This is a genomic window from Pedobacter superstes (genome assembly GCF_037622515.1).
Lineage (GTDB): Bacteria > Bacteroidota > Bacteroidia > Sphingobacteriales > Sphingobacteriaceae > Paradesertivirga > Paradesertivirga superstes.
Window position 1 is genome coordinate 94,922 of record NZ_JBBJCN010000004.1, and the last position, 21,220, is coordinate 116,141.

Annotated in this window: 22 protein-coding genes; 6 read left to right on the plus strand and 16 right to left on the minus strand. The window is 37.7% G+C overall.

Features of this window, described 5'->3' with window-relative positions:
- Positions 1 to 8 precede the first annotated feature (8 nt).
- From WG906_RS12595 to WG906_RS12635, 9 genes are all read right to left on the minus strand, one after another.
- Positions 9 to 1,181 carry a 1-deoxy-D-xylulose-5-phosphate reductoisomerase gene (locus WG906_RS12595; protein WP_339993358.1) on the minus strand — a complete coding sequence of 391 codons (1,173 nt, stop codon included), beginning with the start codon at positions 1,179 to 1,181 and terminating at the stop codon, positions 9 to 11.
- Between the two features lie 98 nt (positions 1,182 to 1,279).
- Positions 1,280 to 2,779 (minus strand): GH3 auxin-responsive promoter family protein, encoded by a 1,500-nt coding sequence (locus tag WG906_RS12600; RefSeq protein ID WP_339993024.1) that lies wholly within the window; start codon positions 2,777 to 2,779, stop codon positions 1,280 to 1,282.
- Positions 2,780 to 2,782: 3 nt separating this feature from the next.
- Positions 2,783 to 3,571, minus strand: coding sequence for a beta-carotene 15,15'-monooxygenase (locus WG906_RS12605; protein WP_339993025.1), 789 nt, complete (start codon positions 3,569 to 3,571; stop codon positions 2,783 to 2,785).
- Positions 3,568 to 4,539 (minus strand): glycosyltransferase family 2 protein, encoded by a 972-nt coding sequence (locus WG906_RS12610; protein WP_339993026.1) that lies wholly within the window; start codon positions 4,537 to 4,539, stop codon positions 3,568 to 3,570. Before WG906_RS12610 ends, WG906_RS12605 begins: the two co-directional genes overlap by 4 nt.
- Before the next feature lie 149 nt (positions 4,540 to 4,688).
- Complete coding sequence (locus WG906_RS12615) at positions 4,689 to 5,642, minus strand: glycosyltransferase family 2 protein (RefSeq protein WP_339993027.1); 954 nt, start codon at positions 5,640 to 5,642, stop codon at positions 4,689 to 4,691.
- A complete protein-coding gene (locus WG906_RS12620) occupies positions 5,642 to 6,235 on the minus strand; it encodes a DUF4199 domain-containing protein (RefSeq protein ID WP_339993029.1) in 594 nt (197 codons plus the stop codon). The genes WG906_RS12615 and WG906_RS12620 overlap by 1 nt, the downstream gene beginning before the upstream one ends.
- A 3-nt stretch (positions 6,236 to 6,238) precedes the next feature.
- A complete protein-coding gene (locus tag WG906_RS12625) occupies positions 6,239 to 6,910 on the minus strand; it encodes a hypothetical protein (protein ID WP_339993030.1) in 672 nt (223 codons plus the stop codon).
- 1 nt (position 6,911) lies between these two features.
- Complete coding sequence (locus WG906_RS12630; RefSeq protein ID WP_339993032.1) at positions 6,912 to 8,177, minus strand: dihydroorotase; 1,266 nt, start codon at positions 8,175 to 8,177, stop codon at positions 6,912 to 6,914.
- Positions 8,177 to 10,231, minus strand: coding sequence for a BatA domain-containing protein (locus WG906_RS12635; RefSeq protein ID WP_339993033.1), 2,055 nt, complete (start codon positions 10,229 to 10,231; stop codon positions 8,177 to 8,179). The genes WG906_RS12630 and WG906_RS12635 overlap by 1 nt, the downstream gene beginning before the upstream one ends.
- A gap of 281 nt (positions 10,232 to 10,512) precedes the next feature.
- Between WG906_RS12635 and WG906_RS12640 the strand changes: the two genes are divergently transcribed.
- Both WG906_RS12640 and WG906_RS12645 read left to right on the plus strand, forming a co-directional pair.
- Complete coding sequence (locus WG906_RS12640; protein WP_339993034.1) at positions 10,513 to 10,674, plus strand: hypothetical protein; 162 nt, start codon at positions 10,513 to 10,515, stop codon at positions 10,672 to 10,674.
- A 322-nt stretch (positions 10,675 to 10,996) separates the two neighbouring features.
- The gene (locus WG906_RS12645; protein ID WP_339993035.1) at positions 10,997 to 11,422 is read left to right on the plus strand and encodes an acyl-CoA thioesterase; all 426 of its coding nucleotides are present in this window, start codon (positions 10,997 to 10,999) and stop codon (positions 11,420 to 11,422) included.
- Between the two features lie 59 nt (positions 11,423 to 11,481).
- Here the strand turns inward: WG906_RS12645 and WG906_RS12650 are convergent, their stop codons facing one another.
- A complete protein-coding gene (locus WG906_RS12650) occupies positions 11,482 to 12,468 on the minus strand; it encodes a D-alanine--D-alanine ligase (protein ID WP_339993036.1) in 987 nt (328 codons plus the stop codon).
- Positions 12,469 to 12,594: 126 nt separating this feature from the next.
- Between WG906_RS12650 and WG906_RS12655 the strand changes: the two genes are divergently transcribed.
- Genes WG906_RS12655 through WG906_RS12670 form a run of 4 tightly spaced genes read left to right on the plus strand, consistent with a single transcriptional unit; the run spans position 12,595 to position 16,077 of the window.
- Positions 12,595 to 12,960 carry a response regulator gene (locus tag WG906_RS12655; RefSeq protein ID WP_339993038.1) on the plus strand — a complete coding sequence of 122 codons (366 nt, stop codon included), beginning with the start codon at positions 12,595 to 12,597 and terminating at the stop codon, positions 12,958 to 12,960.
- A gap of 58 nt (positions 12,961 to 13,018) precedes the next feature.
- Positions 13,019 to 13,930, plus strand: coding sequence for an ABC transporter ATP-binding protein (locus tag WG906_RS12660; protein WP_339993039.1), 912 nt, complete (start codon positions 13,019 to 13,021; stop codon positions 13,928 to 13,930).
- Entirely contained in the window at positions 13,923 to 15,149 is a 1,227-nt protein-coding gene (locus tag WG906_RS12665; protein WP_339993040.1) for an ABC transporter permease, read from the plus strand. The genes WG906_RS12660 and WG906_RS12665 overlap by 8 nt, the downstream gene beginning before the upstream one ends.
- Before the next feature lie 4 nt (positions 15,150 to 15,153).
- Positions 15,154 to 16,077 (plus strand): Ppx/GppA phosphatase family protein, encoded by a 924-nt coding sequence (locus WG906_RS12670; protein ID WP_339993041.1) that lies wholly within the window; start codon positions 15,154 to 15,156, stop codon positions 16,075 to 16,077.
- Positions 16,078 to 16,141: 64 nt separating this feature from the next.
- Here the strand turns inward: WG906_RS12670 and WG906_RS12675 are convergent, their stop codons facing one another.
- The 6 genes from WG906_RS12675 to WG906_RS12700 all read right to left on the minus strand — a co-directional run bounded on the left by WG906_RS12675 (position 16,142) and on the right by WG906_RS12700 (position 21,218).
- A complete protein-coding gene (locus tag WG906_RS12675) occupies positions 16,142 to 16,720 on the minus strand; it encodes a Maf family nucleotide pyrophosphatase (RefSeq protein WP_339993043.1) in 579 nt (192 codons plus the stop codon).
- A 7-nt stretch (positions 16,721 to 16,727) separates the two neighbouring features.
- The gene (locus tag WG906_RS12680; RefSeq protein ID WP_339993044.1) at positions 16,728 to 17,264 is read right to left on the minus strand and encodes a KdsC family phosphatase; all 537 of its coding nucleotides are present in this window, start codon (positions 17,262 to 17,264) and stop codon (positions 16,728 to 16,730) included.
- A gap of 136 nt (positions 17,265 to 17,400) precedes the next feature.
- On the minus strand, positions 17,401 to 17,646 hold the full coding sequence (gene iscX, locus WG906_RS12685; protein ID WP_339993045.1) for a Fe-S cluster assembly protein IscX: 246 nt from the start codon (positions 17,644 to 17,646) through the stop codon (positions 17,401 to 17,403).
- 9 nt (positions 17,647 to 17,655) lie between these two features.
- Positions 17,656 to 17,988, minus strand: coding sequence for a 2Fe-2S iron-sulfur cluster-binding protein (locus tag WG906_RS12690; RefSeq protein ID WP_339993047.1), 333 nt, complete (start codon positions 17,986 to 17,988; stop codon positions 17,656 to 17,658).
- 30 nt (positions 17,989 to 18,018) lie between these two features.
- Positions 18,019 to 18,777, minus strand: a complete 759-nt coding sequence (locus tag WG906_RS12695; protein ID WP_339993048.1) for a Rossmann-like and DUF2520 domain-containing protein — start codon at positions 18,775 to 18,777, stop codon at positions 18,019 to 18,021.
- The gene (locus WG906_RS12700) at positions 18,777 to 21,218 is read right to left on the minus strand and encodes a heme lyase CcmF/NrfE family subunit (RefSeq protein WP_339993049.1); all 2,442 of its coding nucleotides are present in this window, start codon (positions 21,216 to 21,218) and stop codon (positions 18,777 to 18,779) included. Before WG906_RS12700 ends, WG906_RS12695 begins: the two co-directional genes overlap by 1 nt.
- Positions 21,219 to 21,220: the final 2 nt, after the last annotated feature.

Below are 21,220 nucleotides of genomic sequence, written 5' to 3' on the forward strand. Positions count from 1 at the left end.
TTAAGATTTTATTTAAGATTTGTATTCTGATAGTTTGTTACTAAATGCTGCGCTAAAATGCGAGTTTCTTTGTCAGTTTCAATATAATCCTCTAAAGAAGGGTCAATTAAATGCCCCATACTGCTCATACACTTTTCTATAACGTCACTCATTTCTAAAAACCCGATTCGTTCTTTCAAAAACTCAGCCACAACCACTTCATTGGCTGCATTTATGATACATGGCATATTTCCCCCTGTTTCTATGGCCATAAAAGCTAATGCAAGATTCCTGAATGTAGTTTTGTCAGGTTGTTCAAACGATAACTGAGAATATTGTAAGAAATCAAAACGTGGAAAGTTATTATTTATTCTTTGCGGATAAGCCAGAGCATATTGTATAGGCAGCTTCATGTCTGGTAAACCCATTTGCGATTTCATAGAACCGTCGCTGAACTGAACAATGGAGTGGATAATGGATTGAGGATGAACAATAACATCTATTTGAGAAACCTCCAGATCAAACAACCATTTTGCTTCAATTACTTCCAGACCCTTGTTCATCAATGTTGCAGAATCGATGGTGATTTTTGCGCCCATAATCCAGTTAGGATGCTTTAAGGCCTGATTCTTTGTAACTGATGATAAAAAAGCGGTATCTCTTCCCCGGAAAGGCCCGCCCGAAGCCGTTAGATAAATTTTTTCAATCAGATTATTCTCCTCGCCCACCAGACATTGATATATCGCGGAATGTTCAGAATCAACCGGAAGGATTCTTACTCCGTTTACTTTCGCTAAGCGAGTCACAAGCTCTCCGGCGACAACCAAAGTCTCTTTATTAGCCAAAGCAATGTCCTTCCCGGCCTTTATAGCTGCAATAGTTGGCTGTAAGCCTGAAAAACCCACTAAGGCAGTTAATACTATACTGATTTCGTTATACTGAACTACTTCAACAAGGGCATCTTCTCCCGACAGAACATTAATTTCTGTTTTCGAAAGAGCAGATTTTACTTCCTCATACTTCGCATCATTAACAATTACTACAGTATGAGGTAAAAATTCTAAAGCCTGTTTAATTAACAACTCTGCGTTATGATGAACGGTTAATACAGAAACTTTAAAGCGGTCAGGGTTCTCTCTGATTACTTCGAGAGCTTGTGTACCGATGCTACCGGAAGAACCTAATATGGCAATGTTTTTAATCAAAATTATCTTATGCTACAAATGTTATACTTAAACCTTATAGGTTTATTCCCTGTTACCGTATAAAGATCTCTCCTTAGTCGGCGATGAAAAAGCGCCTAATTAATATACCTACTTAACTCTTCCGCAATTTTCCTGTCGTTAGACAGGCGCGGCACTTTATTCTGTCCGCCAAGTTTACCTTCTGCTTTCATGTAATTTCTGAACGCGTCTGCCTTTAAGCTACGTATAATTAAGGGTTGAAGAATTTTTCCTTCAATTAAATCGAAATAATAGATATTTTTCTTTTGCAGAGCTTCATCTACTTTTAATCGGAATACTTCCATATCTGCCGGAGCTTTGGAAAACTCAATGAACCATTCATGATAAGGTAGCTCACCATTTATTGAATTCACCTGTGGTGCAACCGTAAATTCGGTTATTTCCACCCCCTCTTCTTTCGCGACAGATAGCAATGCATATTCAACTTCTTCACCTATAACATGTTCGCCAAACGCGGATATGTAATGCTTAATGCGGCCGGAAACTATGATTTTATACGGATTCAGGGATACAAATTTTATGGTATCGCCTATACTGTATCCCCATAAACCTGCATTGGTATTTAATATCAGTGCATAGTTTTTGTCAAGTTCTACTTCTGCCAGAGACAGTCTGGCCGGATTTTCGTTGAAAAAATCTTCAGCAGGTATAAACTCGTAAAAAATCCCGGCATCAGCCAGAAGCAAAAGCCCATTGTCCTTCTGCGAATCCTGGTAAGCAATAAATCCTTCCGAAGCTGGATAAGTCTCGATTGAATCGACCCGCTTACCAATTACCTCTTCCATTTTTGCCCTGTAAGGTTCGAAGTTTACTCCTCCGTACACAAAAAGACTGAAGTTCCTGAAGATATCCTTGATCTTCTTCCCGCCAGCCTTCGCCGAAAGTCTGTCGAAATACATTTGCACCCATGGCGGAATACCAGAAATCAGGCGCATATCCTGGTTAAACGTTTCTTCTACAACAGCATCAACTTTTTTCTCCCAATCGTCAATACAATTGGTTTCGTAAGAAGGAAGCCGGTTTTTCTGAAGATAATCAGGCACATGATGCGCAACAATGCCCGATAGTCTTCCGGTTTTGATACCGGCATGTTCTTTCATAATTGGACTTCCCTGAAGAAATATCATCTTCCCATCCACAAAATCGGTTTTCCCGGTTTCATGAATATAGGTCAACAATGCGTTCCTGGCGGCTTTTATATGCTCGGGCATAGATTCCTTAGATAAAGGGATATACTTTACTCCCGATGTTGTACCCGATGTTTTTGCAAAATAAGCAGGTTTACCGGGCCATAAGACGTCGGGTTCGCCCTCCACTACCCGCTCAATGTAGGGTTTAAGATCCTCATAATCTCGTACTGGAACCTTTGTCTTGAAATCATTGTAAGAGTGTATTTTCGAAAAACCGTGGTCCTTCCCAAAAGCTGTGGATTGCGCGGTCTTGATCAGTTTTTGAAAAACCTTTTCCTGCGCAGCAACCGCGTTCTTCTTCCACTTATCAATCTGCCATACTGCAAAAGCTGCAAAAGGCTTACTTAAAGCTGCTTTTATTCCCATAAATTAGATGATATTGTCCATCACATCAGGATCCTGATCACCTGTGTATTCGCTCATCATACCACGATAAGCTATTGCTAAAGCAACGCTCGACAATGGAATAACAAAGAAAGAATTTATAAAAAGCACTACCAGACTCAATCCTAAGTACTCATTATATTCCAGGTACAGATACAAGATGTGAAATATTGCAAAGAAGGATAAAAGAAGCAATAACTTAGTGAAATTCCCCCTTGTAATGGCTAAACTTAAGCGTAATGCCCTCAATGGATTGATTTGGCGGTCGATGATAAAAAACGGAAAGAACACCACTCTTACTGATGCAATAAAGATTACCAGCGTTGCCAGAGACATTGCAAACTGCACTACCGATGTTATCTCCACTCCTGTATAAATGATTGGAAATCCGATTAAAAAGAAAACCAAAAGCACCAGGATACAGAAGATCAGAAAAAAGAGTGTACCAAGAAGAAAGTCAATAATTTCTTTGGTAGTTGGTGTCGCTTTCATAAAAGAGACATCATTTTCTTCCTTATCCAGAGCATGGAAAATGTATTTGATAATGGTTAACTGAAAACCAAAATAGGTAAGGACAAAGAGGAAAAGAAAGAAAATTTTCAGAAACGGATTTATATCACTTAAAAGATTAGCTAACACTCTTGAAAGTGTTGGAATTAAGAACAATAAAAGACAAAGTCCTACTATCGAGAAATAATACTTACGCAAGATAACTCTGGCAGATTGTATAACATCTTTAACAGCAAAAGTACTTTCCTTAAGAAAATCTATCATGAACGTTTTAAAATAATTCTTTTAATAAAATCCTGCATAAACCCCAAGCCATAAGCAGTAAGCTGGATTAGCGCTGCAAAGATGCTTAAAAATGCAACATTTAAAGATTTGTTTTCACTCCATGAGTGAAAAAATATTAACAAAATATATACTGAGAGTATAAAATTGGTGATAATCGACAAAGGATGCTGAATCGCATTGGCAAACACCGTTATAAACAGAAAAATAGTAAATGCGGCCGGAAAAAAATGCACCAGTTTTAACTCGGATGGGAAAAACTTAAAGACATTGATTCTTGCTCTTCCGAAGAAATGCAGTTGCTTATAAAATTGCCTGAAACTGGTTCTTCTTTTATGAAATACAATGGCGTCGGGTATTAAACCGATTTTAAATCCTAATGAATGTATTCGAATGCTAAATTCGATGTCTTCACCCAAACGGGTAAGAATAAAACCTTTACTAGCTTCCCATACTTTCCTCGAAATTCCCATATTAAAACTTCTGGGATGAAACATGCCACCAAGATTTTTTTTGTTTCCCCGGATGCCGCCTGTGGTAAAGGGAGAAGTCATTGCATAGCTTATTGCCTTTTGTATCGGGGTAAAAGAATGGTGCGCCGCGTCGGGTCCTCCATACGCATCAAGCTGATGTTCAAGGATATAATTATTAACGTTTTGCAAATAATCTTCCGGAATCAAGCAATCCGAATCAAAAACAATAAAATAACTGCCTTTAGCTCTTTCAAAACCAAAGTTCCTGGCAAAACCCTGCCCCTCGTTTTCCTTAAAATAATAGCTTATTTCAAGTCGATCCTTATATCCCTCAACAATTTCTTTTGCGGTGTCCTTCGAGCCATCTTCAATGACCAAAACTTCAAATTGCCTGTACGTTTGCTGAGTGAGTGTATAAAGCAATTCGTCAATTTCTTGCGGACGATTGTATAGGGGGATGATTATGGAGAAAAACAAATTTATAAATGTGCAAATGAGTTAATGTGCAAATATGCAAATTATTGGCAAACGTAATATAATGTAGATTTTGATAATTGCCCTGTTAATAGCAATGGAAAATGCGCCGTTTTTCATTTGCACATTTTCTCGTCTGCATATTTGCACATCTATCCAATTTTCTTACCTATCTGGTAATGATTTCTCTCAGACGAACTTCTCGATACCAGCTCCGCAACGAAACCGGTTAAAAACAGCTGAAACCCAACTATAATAGCGACCAGTGCAATATAAAACAAGGGTTGGTCAGTAGCATTGCGATACCTTAGATTTTGCGAAATAGCGATCAGCTTTTCAGCAATCAGCCAAATTGTAATAATTAATCCCGTAATGAAGCATAAAACGCCCATGGTACCAAAAAAATGCATAGGCCGCTTTCCGAATTTTCCAACAAAAAAGATTGAAAGCAAATCAAGAAACCCATTAACAAACCGGCTCATGCCGAATTTTGTTGTACCATACTTTCTTGGCCGGTGTTCAACTTCCTGCTCCCCTATTTTTTTAAATCCCGCCCATTTGGCCAGAACAGGAATGTAGCGATGCATTTCTCCGTACACTTCAATATTCTTAACCACATCCCTGCGATAGGCTTTTAATCCGCAATTAAAATCATGAAGATTGTTGATGCCCGACATTTTTCGGGTGGCAGAATTAAAAAGTTTTGTGGGTAAAGTCTTACTTATCGGATCATGCCGCTTTTTCTTCCAACCTGAAACTAAATCGTAGTTTTCACCTGTAATTTTGCGGTATAATTCTGGGATCTCATCCGGACTATCCTGAAGATCAGCATCCATTGTGATCACAACATCGCCCTGGGCTTCAGCAAACCCCACGTTTAAAGCGGCCGACTTACCATAATTTCTCCTGAAGTTTATACCCTTGACTGCCGGATATTTGGTTTGTAACCGTTCAATGACCTCCCATGATTCGTCGCTGCTTCCATCATCCACCAAAATTATTTCATAAGTAAATCCGTGTTCGCTCATCACGCGGTTATTCCACTCTACCAGTTCGGGCAATGATTCTGCTTCATTATAAAGAGGTACTACTACAGAGATGTTCATTAAGAAATATGATTTTGATTTTCAGGCTGATGATTTGCAAGCAATTGCTCCCTTTTAAAAATGGCGGCAAATACCAGGGCTGTAATAAACAATATTATTATAGACGACAATAAATTAGAGACTACTGAACTAACACTGGTATTAGCCGTGGCTTCAAACTGCTGCTCAATTTTCTCGGCCATCTCATCAATCTTTTCAGGCTCGGTATCCATTCTGTTTAAAAATGCAGACAATACATTTACAAAATTATTTTTGGCCTCTAGTGTAATTTGCGGACGGATATATTTTATAAATACAAAGCTGCCGGCGGATGAAATTAGATAGGCAGACAGAAACAAAATAAAAATACCCGAGGTTGCTTGTCTGAAATTCCAATAACCACCAATTTTTTTCCTTAAGCGCTTTATTAAAATAATTGCGGCTGTTAAGGGGATAATTAAATATCCAAACAGGTAGGATATAAAAACCATCAGAATAGATTGACTGTGAGCCAAAATAAACAAGGCTAAAATATCCAAAACCAGTAAAGCACCACCTAAAATCAATCCGTTTTGCAGAGCGTCTTTCCTGATCTCCTTTAAACTTTTATCCATTAATTATAATTGATTAAACGAAGATAACAGCACATAAACAGAAGCATCAAATTCTGCATCGGTACTATTTTTTTCGAATGTAGCCATTTCTTCCATACTTGGTTCTGGCTGGTAAAAAAAGGCCATAATTGGGTAAAACAAATCTTTTAGCTCAGATTCTTCATCAAGCTGATCTGAGGCTATCGCGATTTCTTCCAGGCCCGCTTCCATTAATATCTGATTAGCAATAATGTCTTCGTAAATACGATGTTCATCCTGAAACTCGTCTTCATCTACTAATAAAAACTCTTTAAGGAAATCCTCCAGTTCAGGCTCAATATCTTCATCGTGGCATTCGCGGATGTACAACAATACATTCAGAAGCTCGGTACCGCGGTCAATGGTGTCTTCTTCTATTTCTTCCCATTCTTTGGAGTCAAGATAATCTTCCTCAAGCTTCATAACATCTTCGGCAAAGAAATTAATCATCAGCAGATCAAAAAATACTTCACGCAGGAAATCTACTTTTGATTCATCATCAAAAGCTTCATCCATCAATGCTACTTTTTCTGTAAAGGAGGCATCAAGGTTAAATACGTCAATTATTCTTTTTGAAAAATCAGAAACTGATTCATTGCTTATTTGCGAATATTTCGCTAATGATGCCTTTATGGCCTTTTCTACCTGCTTATCCATCTTAGAAATTATTATAAACTTGCCCGTTATTACAGGCCAACAGGACCTTGCCTTTTAAACTATTTTTAAAAAATGGTGAGTTTGAAGATTTTGACTTGTTAGAATCCGCGTCAAATACCCATTCCGAATCTGTATCGAACAAAATTACATTTGCTGTTTCGCCTTCTTCAATTGCAGGCACCCGGAGATTTAATACTTTTCGTGGATTTATTGCCAGCTTCTCAACAAGTATTTCAGGAGATAATCCTGATTCCAATGCTAATGGAAGAACAGTTTGTAAGCCGATTATTCCAAACGCGGCGATTTCAAATTCAACCTCTTTAAATTCAATTTCATGCGGAGTATGCTGCGAAACAATTGCATCAATAGTTCCGTCTTTCAAACCTTTCAAAAGTGCCGCGACATCATCGGATGTACGAAGCGGAGGTTTCACTTTGTAATTGCTGTCGAATCCCTGTAAAGCCTCATCAGTTAAAACCAGATGATGCGCCGCAACATCGCAGCTTACCTTTAAACCTTTTTCTTTTGCTTTACGGATTAAATCCACACTGTTTGCCGAAGATATTGTGCTAAAATGAACCGGACATTCATTGTATTCTGCCAGGTATAAATCCCGTGAAATATGCACTTCTTCGGCTAAAGATGGAATTCCTTTCATTCCCAGATAGGTACTTACAATTCCTTCATTCATTTTGCCTTTGCCGGCAATGGAAGAATCTTCCGGAAATGAAAAAATCAGACCATCAAAGCCTTTTGCGTATAGCAAGGCTCTGCTCATCAAGCCCGATTCTGTTACCGGACGGGTTCCGTCGCTAAAAGCCACCGCTCCCGACATACGCATATCGTATAATTCAGCAAGATCGATCCCTTCTCTGTTTTGTGATATACATCCTACAGGATGAACATCGACGATGAAATCTTTTGTACGGTTAACAATATAAGAAACCTCCGATTTAGAATGAATAACCGGATTTGTAGAAGGCTGTACTGCAACACCGGTAAAACCACCTGCAATAGCCGCAGCGGTTCCGCTTATCAAATCTTCTTTTGTTTCAAAACCGGGTTCACAAAAATTAACATTCAGGTCAAAAAAACCAGGCGACAGGTACTTACCTTTTCCATCAATTAAAACAACATCATCTTCTATATCTATTGATTCAGAAATTCGTGCGATTTTCCCATCAGAAAGTAGCAGATCGACAATTTTATTATTAAAAGCAGAGGCTGGATGAAGAATGGTTACCGACCGGATAAGTATTGATTTCATCAAATTTTAATTTTTGAATCTTTGGTTTTATAAAACCTGACAAGCAAAATTTCCACTGCCAGGAAAACCAGGGCCAAAATTAGACAAAGTTTCCACAACTGGACACCATTATTTACAGCTTTTATAGCGTTTTGAATAGAAGCCCTGCCGGGGCTGAAAATTTCTAATGTATTATCCGGCAACTTTTTGCTCAGTTCAGATTTGGTCAGATAGCTTAAATCAGACTCTGAACGGTTATCATTAAATGCAAAAACAGATAAAACACTGTCGCCTTTAAGCAATTGATATACACCTTTTTCTCTGATCTGATCTGAAACAAACAATCTGGTACCATTGTCTGATGACCTCACATCAGGAATAGCTTCAAATTTTCCTTTTTTCAACTTCAAACTTTGATTTGCAGAGAGCGTAATTTTATTTGTTTCCAGAAACTGATCTTTACCCAGAGTGTAAAACAAGCGATTATCACGCAGGCTTAAAAAAGCAATCTGATACATAATCGGTACAAAAACCGAATGTCTGACAAAATTACTTGAGGCTTCACTTAGCGAAACTGCAGAAAGATAGACTTTTCCTTTTCCGATGGAATACTGGCTTAAAAAACTTCTCCTTCCGGGAAGCATCAATATACTTTGTTTATTGGTACGGCTTAGATTACTAAACTGTACATATTTCTTGGCCAGAGGCAAATCAAGTTTATTAGGAAGTTGAGAAAACACGCCTTTAAATACAGGATGCTGAAGATTAATTTCTGAAACTTTAATGTCCTGACTAACTACAGATTCCGGAATATCGGTTCCTAAAGTTTGAGTAAGAGTCCGTAAACCCGACAGGTTATCGTCCAGAGATGGATAGATCATCAGGCTTCCTCCATTACGCACGTAAGTTTTTAACTGGGAAGCCAGTCCCGTTGAGATATTATCAGTTGCGGTTAAAATAAGGAGGGGAGTATTCGCAAGCTGAGAATAATTGATGCTTCCTGTAAGGATGTTTTGATATAAAAAAAATGGTTCGGCCTGGTAAAGTGAGTTGATATATGGATTTTCACTTGCGGTATGAATTGCCAAAACAGGCATTTTCAGTTGTACATTGAAAGTGAAATAAAAGTTATCATCAAAAACCACCGGATAATCTGTTATTAACACCTCTCCTCGTTTCCAGCCTGCTCTTAAACCTCCGAACGACAGCGTATCTTTACTGGTGCTCCTTGACTCAATATTTAAGCTTCCGAGAGCTTTAGGTTTTCCATCGATCAAAATTTTAACAGGAACGTTTTCGGCATTTTTATCCGAATTATTTTTAAGCTGAACTACAATCCTTTCAGTTTCATTTGGCCTGTGGACCGGAGAAACAAACCAAACGGAATCAACCGATATGTTAGCTAGCTGGTTAGCTTCAAGCTGAACGAAACGCACTGCGATGCTCGTATCAATAGTTAAATCCCGGGCCGGAACAAAGTTCTTCTGAAAGTCTGATAAAATGTAAATCGTTTTGCTGGTATTGGGTTCACCCGAAAAAACATCTGACTGACGATTAATTACCTGCTGAAGGTTTCTGCTTAACGCACTGATTTTAACATCATCTACAGCCTGAACAAATTCTTCGTATGATAACAGACGCTGGTGCCTCCCTTCAAAATCGTTGGTTAACAGCTGGTACTTATCATTTATATTATAAGCCGAAGCTATTTCTTTTGCACGTCGTTTTGCTTCATCTAATAAACTACCCTCTTTATTGAGCGTTTCCATGCTGTACGAATTGTCAATATAAACACTGATAGCCTGTTGCTGAAAACTGTTGCTTTGCTGACTTTCATCAGGAATATACGGTCGGGCGAATGCCAGTACAAGAAAGGCCAGAATTAATAGCCTTGACAAAAGGAGTAATATATTTTTAAGATTTCTGCTCGATGAGGTTTGTTGCTGAATTTCTTTTAGAAAAGATACATTGCTGAAATATACTTTCTTAAACTTCCGGAAATTAAACAGGTGTATTATTACCGGGATGGCAAGTGTAGATAAAGCGAAAAGAAAACCTGGAAATAGGAAATTCATTAAATTCAAACTTACATAAAATTTCATCTTAGAAATTATCAAACATAAGTTTTGTGCATTTTTTGCCTGCAGGCTGATTTAATCAAAAAGTATATTCATGCAAAAATAGTGGCCTTGTAATTAATTAAACCGCATTATTTTAATTTCAATGTATACCTGAAAAGAAAAAAAATACAGCTCTGTACTAAAATAAATACAAAAGGAAGAGAAAAATTAATCTCCATAATCTAATCGAGGTTTGGCATAATCTTAGTACACCATCCGGTATATAAAGAATTGCTATGAAAAGAACTAAAAACTCAACCGGAAATCTTTTGAATCAATTTGATAAAGAATTAAGAGCAATAATACTGTATGACTTAAAATTATTTAAGTCAAATAATGGCAGATTCCTTAGAAATAACCCGGGCAAACGCCAGGAAATTGATCTTCAGGTTGCCTGATCGACATAATAACTATTCTCATCTACCTATAGAAAAGGGTTTGGCCACACTGCAGGCTAAACTCTTTTTTAATTAATAACCACCCTCTTGTCAAATGCGCTTAATAATAAGAACTGATTGTTCTTCCAAATCAAGTTCCGATCTAATCTGTCTTTTTAGGTTTGCCCGAGGGTCTTTTACTTAGTTGAAAAGAAACTTTGTTTAATTGCAATTTGAATTGGACAATAAAGAATCAGTCTTAAACTTAGAATAACTATAATATTGAAAAAGGAAAGTATTATTAATTTTACGTGTTCAAAACAACAAGGTACAGCATTTTTTAATGGAGAAGCAGCATAAAGAATACAGCAAGTTCACCACCGAACTGAGAGTAAGACCCGATGATATCGACATGTTTAATCATGTCCATAACAGTAAATATTTGGATTATGTACTTGCGGCACGCTATGAACAGATGGAAACATGCTACGGTATGTCTATGGAAGAATTCATAGACATGGGCTATGGCTGGGTCGTAAAAACAGCTCACGTTGAGTTTAAACGCCCGCTTACCCTTGGAGAAAACTTTACGGTAAGTACATGGATCGTGTCAATGGATGAAAAAAGCAGTAAAGTAAAATTTGAAATTCAAAGCTTAAAAACAGAAAAAATATGCAGCGAAGGCTGGTTTGAGTATGTTTTAATAGATATAAAGACAGGTCGCGGAATGAAAATTACTGAGGAAATGATCGAGAAATATTCTATATGAAGAATAGTTCACTAGTTATGGTTTATTTCATAACTAGTGCACCATAAAGAACTAATGAACTATTTAGCTAATGCTACTTCAATTAATTCTGTGTAAAAATCTTTTATTGTTCTTCCTACAGATCTAACCTGTTGTGGAATAATACTGTTTTCAGTTTGTCCGGGCACAGTATTCACTTCGATAAAAAAGAATTTACCTGTTGACTCTTCAAGAATATAATCAATTCGAACCACCCCCCTGCAGTTTAATTTTCTGTAAGCCTCCTGAACGATCTCCTCTACTCTGTTTTTTTCTTCTGAGGACATCCTTCCGGGAGTAATTTCCTCAGTTACTCCGGTGGTATACTTAGCTTCAAAATCGAAAAACTCTTTTGATGTAACAATTTCTGTTGCAGGAAGTACCTTGATTCCCTCGTAGCCTTTGTAAACACCGATCGTAAACTCTCTGCCTTTAACAAATTCTTCAATTAAAACCTGGGTATCTTCTTTAAAGGCTTTAGTTATGGCGTCTGGCAACTCTGGCGCTGACTTCACTTTACTCATACCAATACTGCTTCCCCCGTTATTGGGTTTTACAAACAAGGGCAGATTAAGCTGTGAAAGGACCTCCTGAGATGTGTCCGAAGTATTTGAAAACAATTGAACTGAACGGGCAATATTTAATTGATTTATTCCATTTACAATGGCTTTTGTATACCCTTTATTCATTGTGATTGCCGAGGTTAATGCATCGCAGGTGGTGTATGGGATTCCAATCATATCGAAATAACCCTGAAGTTTTCCATCCTCTCCCGGCGAACCGTGTAATCCTATAAAAATCCCATCAAAGCGAATGTTTTGATCTCCGATAGCCAATGAAAAATCGTTCTTATTAATTTCATAATGAACAGTATTTTCTTCATAAAACCAACTTTCGGGTGTAATAATCACCTTATATACTTCAAATTTTTCACGGTCAAGATTTCCGTCGATAACCTCCGCACTTTTAAGTGAAATAACCGATTCCCCTGTAAATCCTCCTGTTACTAAAGCAATTTTTTTCTTCATACTAATTGTTGTGGGTATGATCTGTTTGATATTTGGCGAAACTAAAAATAAATCCCAGCTGATCATCACTTATCTTAATAAAAAAATTATCTTAGGGTCTGAAACACTAAAGCCAGTAGAAGTATAATGAAAACCGTTCTTGTAATTGATGACATAGAGATATCGACCTTTATTGTTAGAAAACTGATCAATCAGGTATCCCCCGAAACTACTGTATATGAATGTAATGATCCGGTTAAAGGATTGGAAATGATCTCTAAAATAAACCCTGATTTCATTTTTCTTGATTTGAATATGCCCTTAATGGATGGATGGCAGTTTTTAGATAAAATGCAAAAAAAGGATCTCGATCATAAAGTCGTTATCCTCACTTCTTCAACCAGTTCCGACGATCATGGAGAATCATATAATTTCCCAAATGTTTATTCATTTTTGGTAAAGCCATTAAAACCATCCGATATTTCCACTTTGCTGCAGACTATACCAGGTTGATAGCTTAAACCATTTCATATATAAGTCAGGGCTCTCCAAAAGGCCCGTAATATATTCTATGCTGAAGATTGATAATATTGTAAAGCAATATGCCGAACACAGGGCTCTGGATCATGTAAGTCTTGAGGTTGAAAAAGGAAGCATTTTTGGTTTACTGGGGCCTAATGGAGCGGGAAAAACTTCCTTAATCAGAATTATCAATCAAATCACCGCTCCCGACGAAGGAACTGTTTTCATTAATGGTGTTCGCTTAAATCCCTCTCATATTAACATTATTGGTTATTTACCCGAGGAACGTGGTCTCTATAAAAAAATGGAGATCGGTGAACAAATGATTTACCTGGCACAATTGAAAGGCCTCAGTAAAAAAGAAGCAAAAGAGCGATGCAATTATTGGTTTGAGAAAATGGAGATGCAGGATTGGTGGAAAAAGAAAGTGGAAGACCTGAGTAAAGGAATGCAACAGAAGGTTCAGTTCGTTGCGACAGTAATTCATAAACCAGAGCTTATAATTCTGGATGAACCCTTTTCCGGATTTGATCCTATTAACGCCGATGTCATTAAGAATGAAATTCTTGAATTAAATAAACAGGGAGCAACTATTATATTTTCAACCCACAGAATGGAATCTGTAGAACAGCTTTGTGATAGTATTGCGCTAATAAACAAATCGAAAAAAATCCTTGACGGAAAATTAAAGGATATTAAAAATTCCTATCGCGACAATACTTTTTGTGTTGAATATAGCGGACAACTCAGCAATTTCAACACGCCTTTGTTTGATATAATTCATAACCGAAACTTGGAAGAGACTAGTGAAGTAACGTTAAAACTTAACGACGGTATAAGCGTAAACGATGCTTTATATTATTTAATTCCATTAATTCAAATACATCAGCTAAAAGAAGTTATTCCAACTATCAACGAAATTTTCATTCAGCAGGTAAAGGGTATTCACCATTATGCATAAAACCTTACTCATCATAAAGCGCGAATATCTTAGTCGCGTTAAGAAGAAAAGTTTTTTATTAATGACTTTCCTGGTTCCCCTTTTATTCCTTGGAATGACTGGTTTAGTAGCTTACCTAACTCAAACCGGCGGCGATGCGGTAACGAAAGTGACTGTAATAGATGATGATGGAAGTTTCAGTAATCAATTCAAAAACAGTAAAGGACTTGTTTTTTCTTCGGGTTCAGAGAATCTAAAAAAATCTAAATTAACAGCAAGGGTTAACGAATCATTTGTGCTTTATATTCCTAAAGATATTGAGCAGGGTGGTAAAGTGCAGCTTGTTTCCGAAAAGAAAGCTCCGATGTTTGTGATGAGCGAAATAGAAAATCAGATTAATAGCATACTCCGATATAAGCAACTTAAAGAAGCAGGCATTGATATTAAGACACTTGAAAGCATTAAACCCAGTGTAACTATAGAATATAAAGAATTTACTGATGAGGGAGAAAAAGACAGCAATGCTTCAGCGGCCTATGCGATAAGTTTTTCTGCTGCAATTCTGATTTATGTTTGCCTTTTTATTTATGGAGCACAGGTGATGCGTGGGGTGATTGAAGAAAAAACGAGTAGAATTGTGGAAGTCATCATATCATCTGTGAAACCATTCCAGCTTATGCTGGGCAAAATATTAGGCATTGGCCTGGTTGGCTTAACCCAATTTTTACTCTGGATAATCCTATCAAGTCTGGCCACAAAAATCAGCAGTACGGATGTAATCCCCCCCGTTGTTTTAAACGCTATAGAAACCATTCCGGTAGGTTATATTCTGGTTACTTTTTTGATCTATTTTTTGGGAGGTTATTTACTTTACAGTGCCTTATTCGCTGCAGTGGGGTCGGCAGTTGATAATGAAACAGAGACACAGCAATTTATGTTCCCAATAACACTCCCATTATTGTTTACCTACATAATGGCTTTCAGCTTTATTGTAAATAACCCAAACAGTACCTTGTCATTCTGGCTCAGTATGATTCCGTTTACCTCTCCCATAGCAATGATGGTTAGAATACCGTTTGGAGTTCCGGCATGGGAACTGTATTTATCAATCTCGCTGTTAATAGCGGGTTTTATATTCACAACCTGGGTGGCGGCAAGAATTTATAGGGTAGGAATTTTGATGTATGGCAAAAAGACCAGTTATCGGGAGTTAATTAAATGGTTCATGTATAAAGAATAATTCAATGACTCGACGTATTGCCGCATTAGACCTGGGCACCAACACATTTCATTTAATTATTGCTGATGTTTCAAATTCGAAAATTCAGAGAATCGTAGCCGCTGATCAAAAACATGTGAAGCTTGGCGAAGGCGGAATAAATACCGGTACGATTACCGCCGACGCCTTCAACCGAGGATTAGATGCGATAGCGGATTTCAGTATTGCTATCCAGGAAAACAATGTCGATACAGTACACGCTGTTGGGACAGCAGCTCTCAGGTCTGCATCTAATGGTTTAGATTTTTTACAGAATGTCAAAGAAAAAACAGGCATTCAGATTGAAATTATAACCGGCGACCGGGAAGCATCTTTGATTTATCAGGGAGTTAAAGAAGCGATAGATTTTACTGAAAACTCATTAATAATGGATATTGGTGGCGGAAGTGTTGAATTTATTTTTGCAAATAAAAAGGGAATTCAATGGAAAAAAAGTTATCCGATCGGAGCCGCTAAACTGATGGCAACTTTTCATCGGTCCGACCCAATATCAAATGAAGATATACAAGCCATCTTAAAACATCTGGATGAAATGCTTTCAGATTTATTAAGATTTTCCAGGATGTTCAAGCCTAAAATACTAATCGGGTCTGCCGGTGCATTTGAAACATTTGCTGCGCTTTGTCAACTTAAGTTTAATGGGAATCCATCAGAGATAACAAGAAGTTTTTTGTTTAATATATCCCATCTGGAGCTTATACTTTCCGAAATTTTCAAATCAAACCATCAGGAGCGCAAAGACAACCCGGCGATTATTTCTGTAAGGACTGATATGATTGTCACGGCATCCGTGCTATCTCAATATATTATTAGTAAACTGGAAATTGAATCAGTGCTGCTTAGCGCCTATGCGTTAAAAGAAGGTCTGCTTTTAGACCAGACTTATTAAGATCGCAAAGCTTTCATGTTTTAACATGTCAATAAACCAAGCTGTGTGGATTATTTACGAAGCACTACGATACAAATTTTAGTAACTCTTCATAAACCCTGTGTGTTGGCAAACCAACTACATTTGTGTAAGAACCAATAATTTTTTCTATAGCAATTAAGCCAGCCCATTCCTGGATGCCATAAGAACCAGCTTTGTCATAGGGCTTGAAGTTTTCTATGTAATGATTAATCTGATCTGCGGTGAGCGGCCTAAAATAAACCTCTGTAACTTCGTAAAAAGAATGAAGATGATGATTTTGGAGAAATGCTACGCCTGTAATAACTTCGTGCTTTTTTCCTGATAAGAGGCTAAGCATTTCAAAAGCATGCTTTTCATCATTTGGTTTGCCTAAAATCTGTTTATCTATACATACGATTGTATCGGCAGTAAGAACCAGTTCATTTTTATCTAAAGACTCATCAAAAGCTCTTGCTTTTTTTTCAGCTATGTAAATTGCGATCTCCGCAGCACTTAACCCTTCCGGATATGATTCGTCAACCTCTTTCAGTACAACCCGAAAATCCACATTCATAAGAGTCAGAAGCTCCTGTCTGCGTGGAGATTTTGATGCAAGAATTATTGCAGGAAACTTATGTTGCATAGATAAATTAAACTGAGGGAATACTATCTTCCTGAGCTGTCGGATCAGAGTCAAACCAGTTGTCCTGAACTTTAAGTACCTTTTCAATCAGATCACGGACACACCCGTTCCCGCCTCTTTTGGAAGATATATAATCTGAAATTTCCTTAACCTCTTCAACAGCATCTGCTGGGCAGGCACTAACACCGGCAACCTTCATAACAGGCATATCAGGAATGTCATCACCCATATAAATTACGTTTTCGGGCTTAAGATGATTTTGCTGCATGAATTTATTATACACTTCCAGCTTTTGTGTAATTCCTAAATGTACTTCAGTAATTCCTAATCCTTTTAATCTCAGAATTACACTTTCCGATTTACCTCCCGAAATGACACAAATGAAATAGCCTTTTTTTACAGCTAATTGCATTGCATACCCATCACGAACATTAAACCGGCGCAACTGTTCTCCAGATTCAGTAACATGTATCGTGGCGTCTGTAAGAACACCATCAATATCTAAAACAAAAGCTTGTATATGTTTTAATTTGCTGAGAAACATGGGTTAAATGTGCAAATGAAATTGATGTGCAAATATGCAAATTCCTGTAAGAGTAATACCAAAGCATTTAATAGAGCGCTTTATATAAAATCTGCACATATGCATATTAATAAAGCACTTTACAAGAATCTGCACATTAATCCTGATTGTCCCTCCATTCATAAACCCAGGCTGACTGGATCTGCTCCAGATGACCTTCGTTACATTCTTCACGGGTGCCCGAAAAATTAGGAAGACTTAACACCCAATCCATTAATTCGGTAAAGCGGATGCGGTAAATTTTTGATTCATTAAAATCGTCACCAAATTTCTCATAAAGGCCCATTGCAATGTCTTCATGATCTTTCCAGTGTATGGGTAATGCGAATTTATTTTGATTCATATGAGAATATTAATGTCCTAAGAACTGGTTTTGATCTGGTAAAGTAACTTCGATATTTCCGTCAATAATAACACATTGACAGCCTAAACGGGAATTTATGCGAGGATTAACAGCACGGTCTATAAAGTCCTCTTCTTTGTCTGAGATTTCCTGCAGACTATCCATTCCTTGATTTACATACACATGGCAGGTGCTGCAACCGCAAACGCCGCCGCAATTATGTTGAAGCTCTATTCCGTTATCAAGGCATACGTCAAGTACAGATTCGCCTTCTGCGATAGGAAACTCAACCGACTCAAGGCCTTGTTCTTCAAAATTTATTTTGATTTTGTAAAGATTCATTGCGGCAAAATTAATAAAAATGATCAGCCATCATGCTTTTTGATCGAAATTGATAATGCTTTGACTTAATTTCTGATAAAGGTCATTTAAATCATCCATGTTTTTTAAAAAATCAAGATGCTTATTCAGTGTGATCTGATCTCGCCGAACAGCAGGACCTGTCTGCACAGAAACCGGATGAAATTGCTGGACTTTCTCGGTAGTTTCCTTGATTAGCGGCTTAATTAAATCAAAATCTAATCCATTGTCAGTCAAAATCTTATCAGCTATGGCATACAGATGATTACTGAAATTACAGGCGAAAACAGCTGCAACATGTAACGCTTTTCGCTGTTCAGAAGTCATTATAACAACTCTTTCTGAAATTGATTCCGCGAGACTTTTTAAACCTTCAGAAATCTTTTCATTTAATCCTTCTACTGCGATGGGGATTTCAGAAAAATCAACTTCTTTTTGCTTTGAAAAAGTTTGCAGAGGATATAAAACTCCAGATACTCCTGGAATATTCAGGTCTGTTGTACCCGATGTATGAACCAGTATTTTATTTTGTAATGGAAAACTCCTGGCAATTTCCTTAATTGCGTCATCCTTAACAGCAATAATGTATAAATCTCCCTGATCACTAACTTTTGAGAGGTTGATTATGAACTCGCTGTTTAACTTTTCTCCAAGTGTTTTAGCGTGTTCTAAAGTTCTGCTCCAGACCTGAATAATTTCATGACCGGCATCCTTCAGTGCTTTACCAAGATGTATGGCAACATTTCCGCTGCCTAGCAAAACGATCTTCATCAACTAAGGCGTTTTAGCTCCTTTTGTCTTCGGAAAATTGAAAGTAAAAATCCAATAACCATGATTATCGTTCCTCCCCAAAACAGGTTGATGAACGGAAATTTGATGGCTTTAAGTACAATCCATTTTTTAGGAGTCAATGGCTTTTGATAGACCATAAGTTCCAGTTTATCTTTTGCCGGAAATATGTTTGAGAAACGAAACTTCAAACCTGCCTCGTCAATAGTTTTCGCAAAATCAAACTTATTTCCGTTTTTAATAAGGTATAATGGCTCAACATTATACGTTTTACCTTTAGTAACTACCTCGAGCTGCATTCCAACGGCCACATCACCAGGTGTTAAAGGAATTTTCTCAATAGTTGCGTTTTTGTTGACAGATTTTACAACTATAATGCCGTTATTATACTTTACCGTATCACCTGGAGAAACCTCCTTCGTAATTGGTGTATCATACTCTTCTTCGTCAGAATGACCTTCATGGGCTTCATGCTTATCTTCCTTCGGAGGAGCGGCAGTCGCATGAGTATATATATCATATGTTAAATAATGACGGGTATCTGGCGATGCAATTAAACCCATTTTAGGATTCTGCTGCGCATTAGGATAAAGATCAAATTCTTCTTTAACCTTACCCGTGCTCTTATCAATAGTTTTGTAGTTAACTCTATAATAAACATTGGGCCCTTCAATAGAATCTCCGACATATGTAATGGTATATTTGTCCATTGCAAGCGGTTCACCCTGATAAAGCATCAAGTTCTCACGTGGCTTTTCTACTTTATCAAACCCTTCAACCGCTATAAGCCCCGTGCTGTTAACAGACACTACTTCGTTTGTAGCTGCCGACACTAATGCACCGATTAGTAGCAAAGCAAAACCAATATGAGCAACCGAAGATCCGGCCAGTTTCCATTTGCCTTTTAAAGCATCAAAGAGAATATCAAAGTTTGTAACGATGGAAAACACCCCGGCGAAAGTCAACAGAATGTACATCAGATTCGCATACACTTTAGCGACGTAAACAAATCCAGCCGTTATACATAAAGCAATGATTATTGAGATAATTATCTTCCTCCAGAATTTTTTTGAATCAGTAGTACGGTATTTCAGAAATTGTGTAAATCCGGAAATGATGGCAACGATAACAGCAAAAGGAACCTGCCATTTATTATAATGCTGAATTACATTTGGAGGAGGAGCGATTTTAGTCCCGAAGACAGCATTGAAAACAGGTATGGATGTGGTAGCTATTACCTGGATACATGATACTGTTAAAACCAGCGCCCCGATAAATAACCAAAATTCTCTTGAGTATGTCTCTTCATCTTTCTGTGTGATAGGCATTCCTTTCCAGCGAACGACCATCAAAACAATCGGAATTATTGCAAATACAGCCAGGTACAAAAGTAAATGCCCAAACATTCCAAGATCCGTAAAAGCATGAACTGATGTTTCACCTAATATGCCGCTTCTCGTTAGAAATGAGGCGTATAAAACCAGCACAAAACTTATTAGTGTTAAAAATGTAGCGGTGAAATAAGAATGACCGGAACTTTTAAATGCAAGAATCACATGTACTGCCGCTATAAGCATTAACCATGGAATAATAGAGGCGTTCTCAACTGGATCCCAGGCCCAGAACCCACCGAAATTCAAAGCTTCATAGGCCCAGAATGAACCCATAATGATGCCGGTTCCTAAAATCATAACTGCAAAAAGAGCCCATGGAAGAGCTACACCCGGCCATTCTTTATGTTTCTTTTGCCACAAACCTGCAATTGCATAAGCGAAAGGAACGATCATGGATGCAAAACCCAGGAAGAGAGTTGGAGGGTGAATAACCATCCAGTAATTCTGTAATAAGGGATTCAGACCATTTCCATCTGGAATTAAGCTCAGATAATCAGGTCTCGAAAAAATAGGCCCGTCAATGGCATCTCTTAATAAAATGAACGGCGAACTACCAATACGTGTCCCCAGGATTTCAACTCCAAGAAGCATAGACGCAATAAAAGTTTGCGACAGCATCACTGTTGTCATTACAGAATTTTCCCAGCTTTTCGCTTTCCATATTAAAATGCTTGATAAAACTGCTTGCCAGAACATCCAGAGCCAGAAACTTCCTTCCTGACCTTCCCAAAAACAGGAAATAATATAATATGTAGGTAATGCCTTGGAAGAATGTGCCCAGGCGTAATGATATTCAAAATAATGGTTGTATATAATATAAAATAAACAAGCCCCCACTCCTATTACTGATATGAAATTCAGGCCGAAGCCAATGCGGGCAATGCGCTGCCATGAATCATCCAGGGTGTCTTTTACCGTTGCAAAATAATAAGAGATAGTGGCTAAAAATGCAGAACCAAAAGATAAAATAATAAAAAACTGGCCAAGCTGGCCTGGTAGCAGGTGTTCTCCTGCAAATTGTGTATCCATTT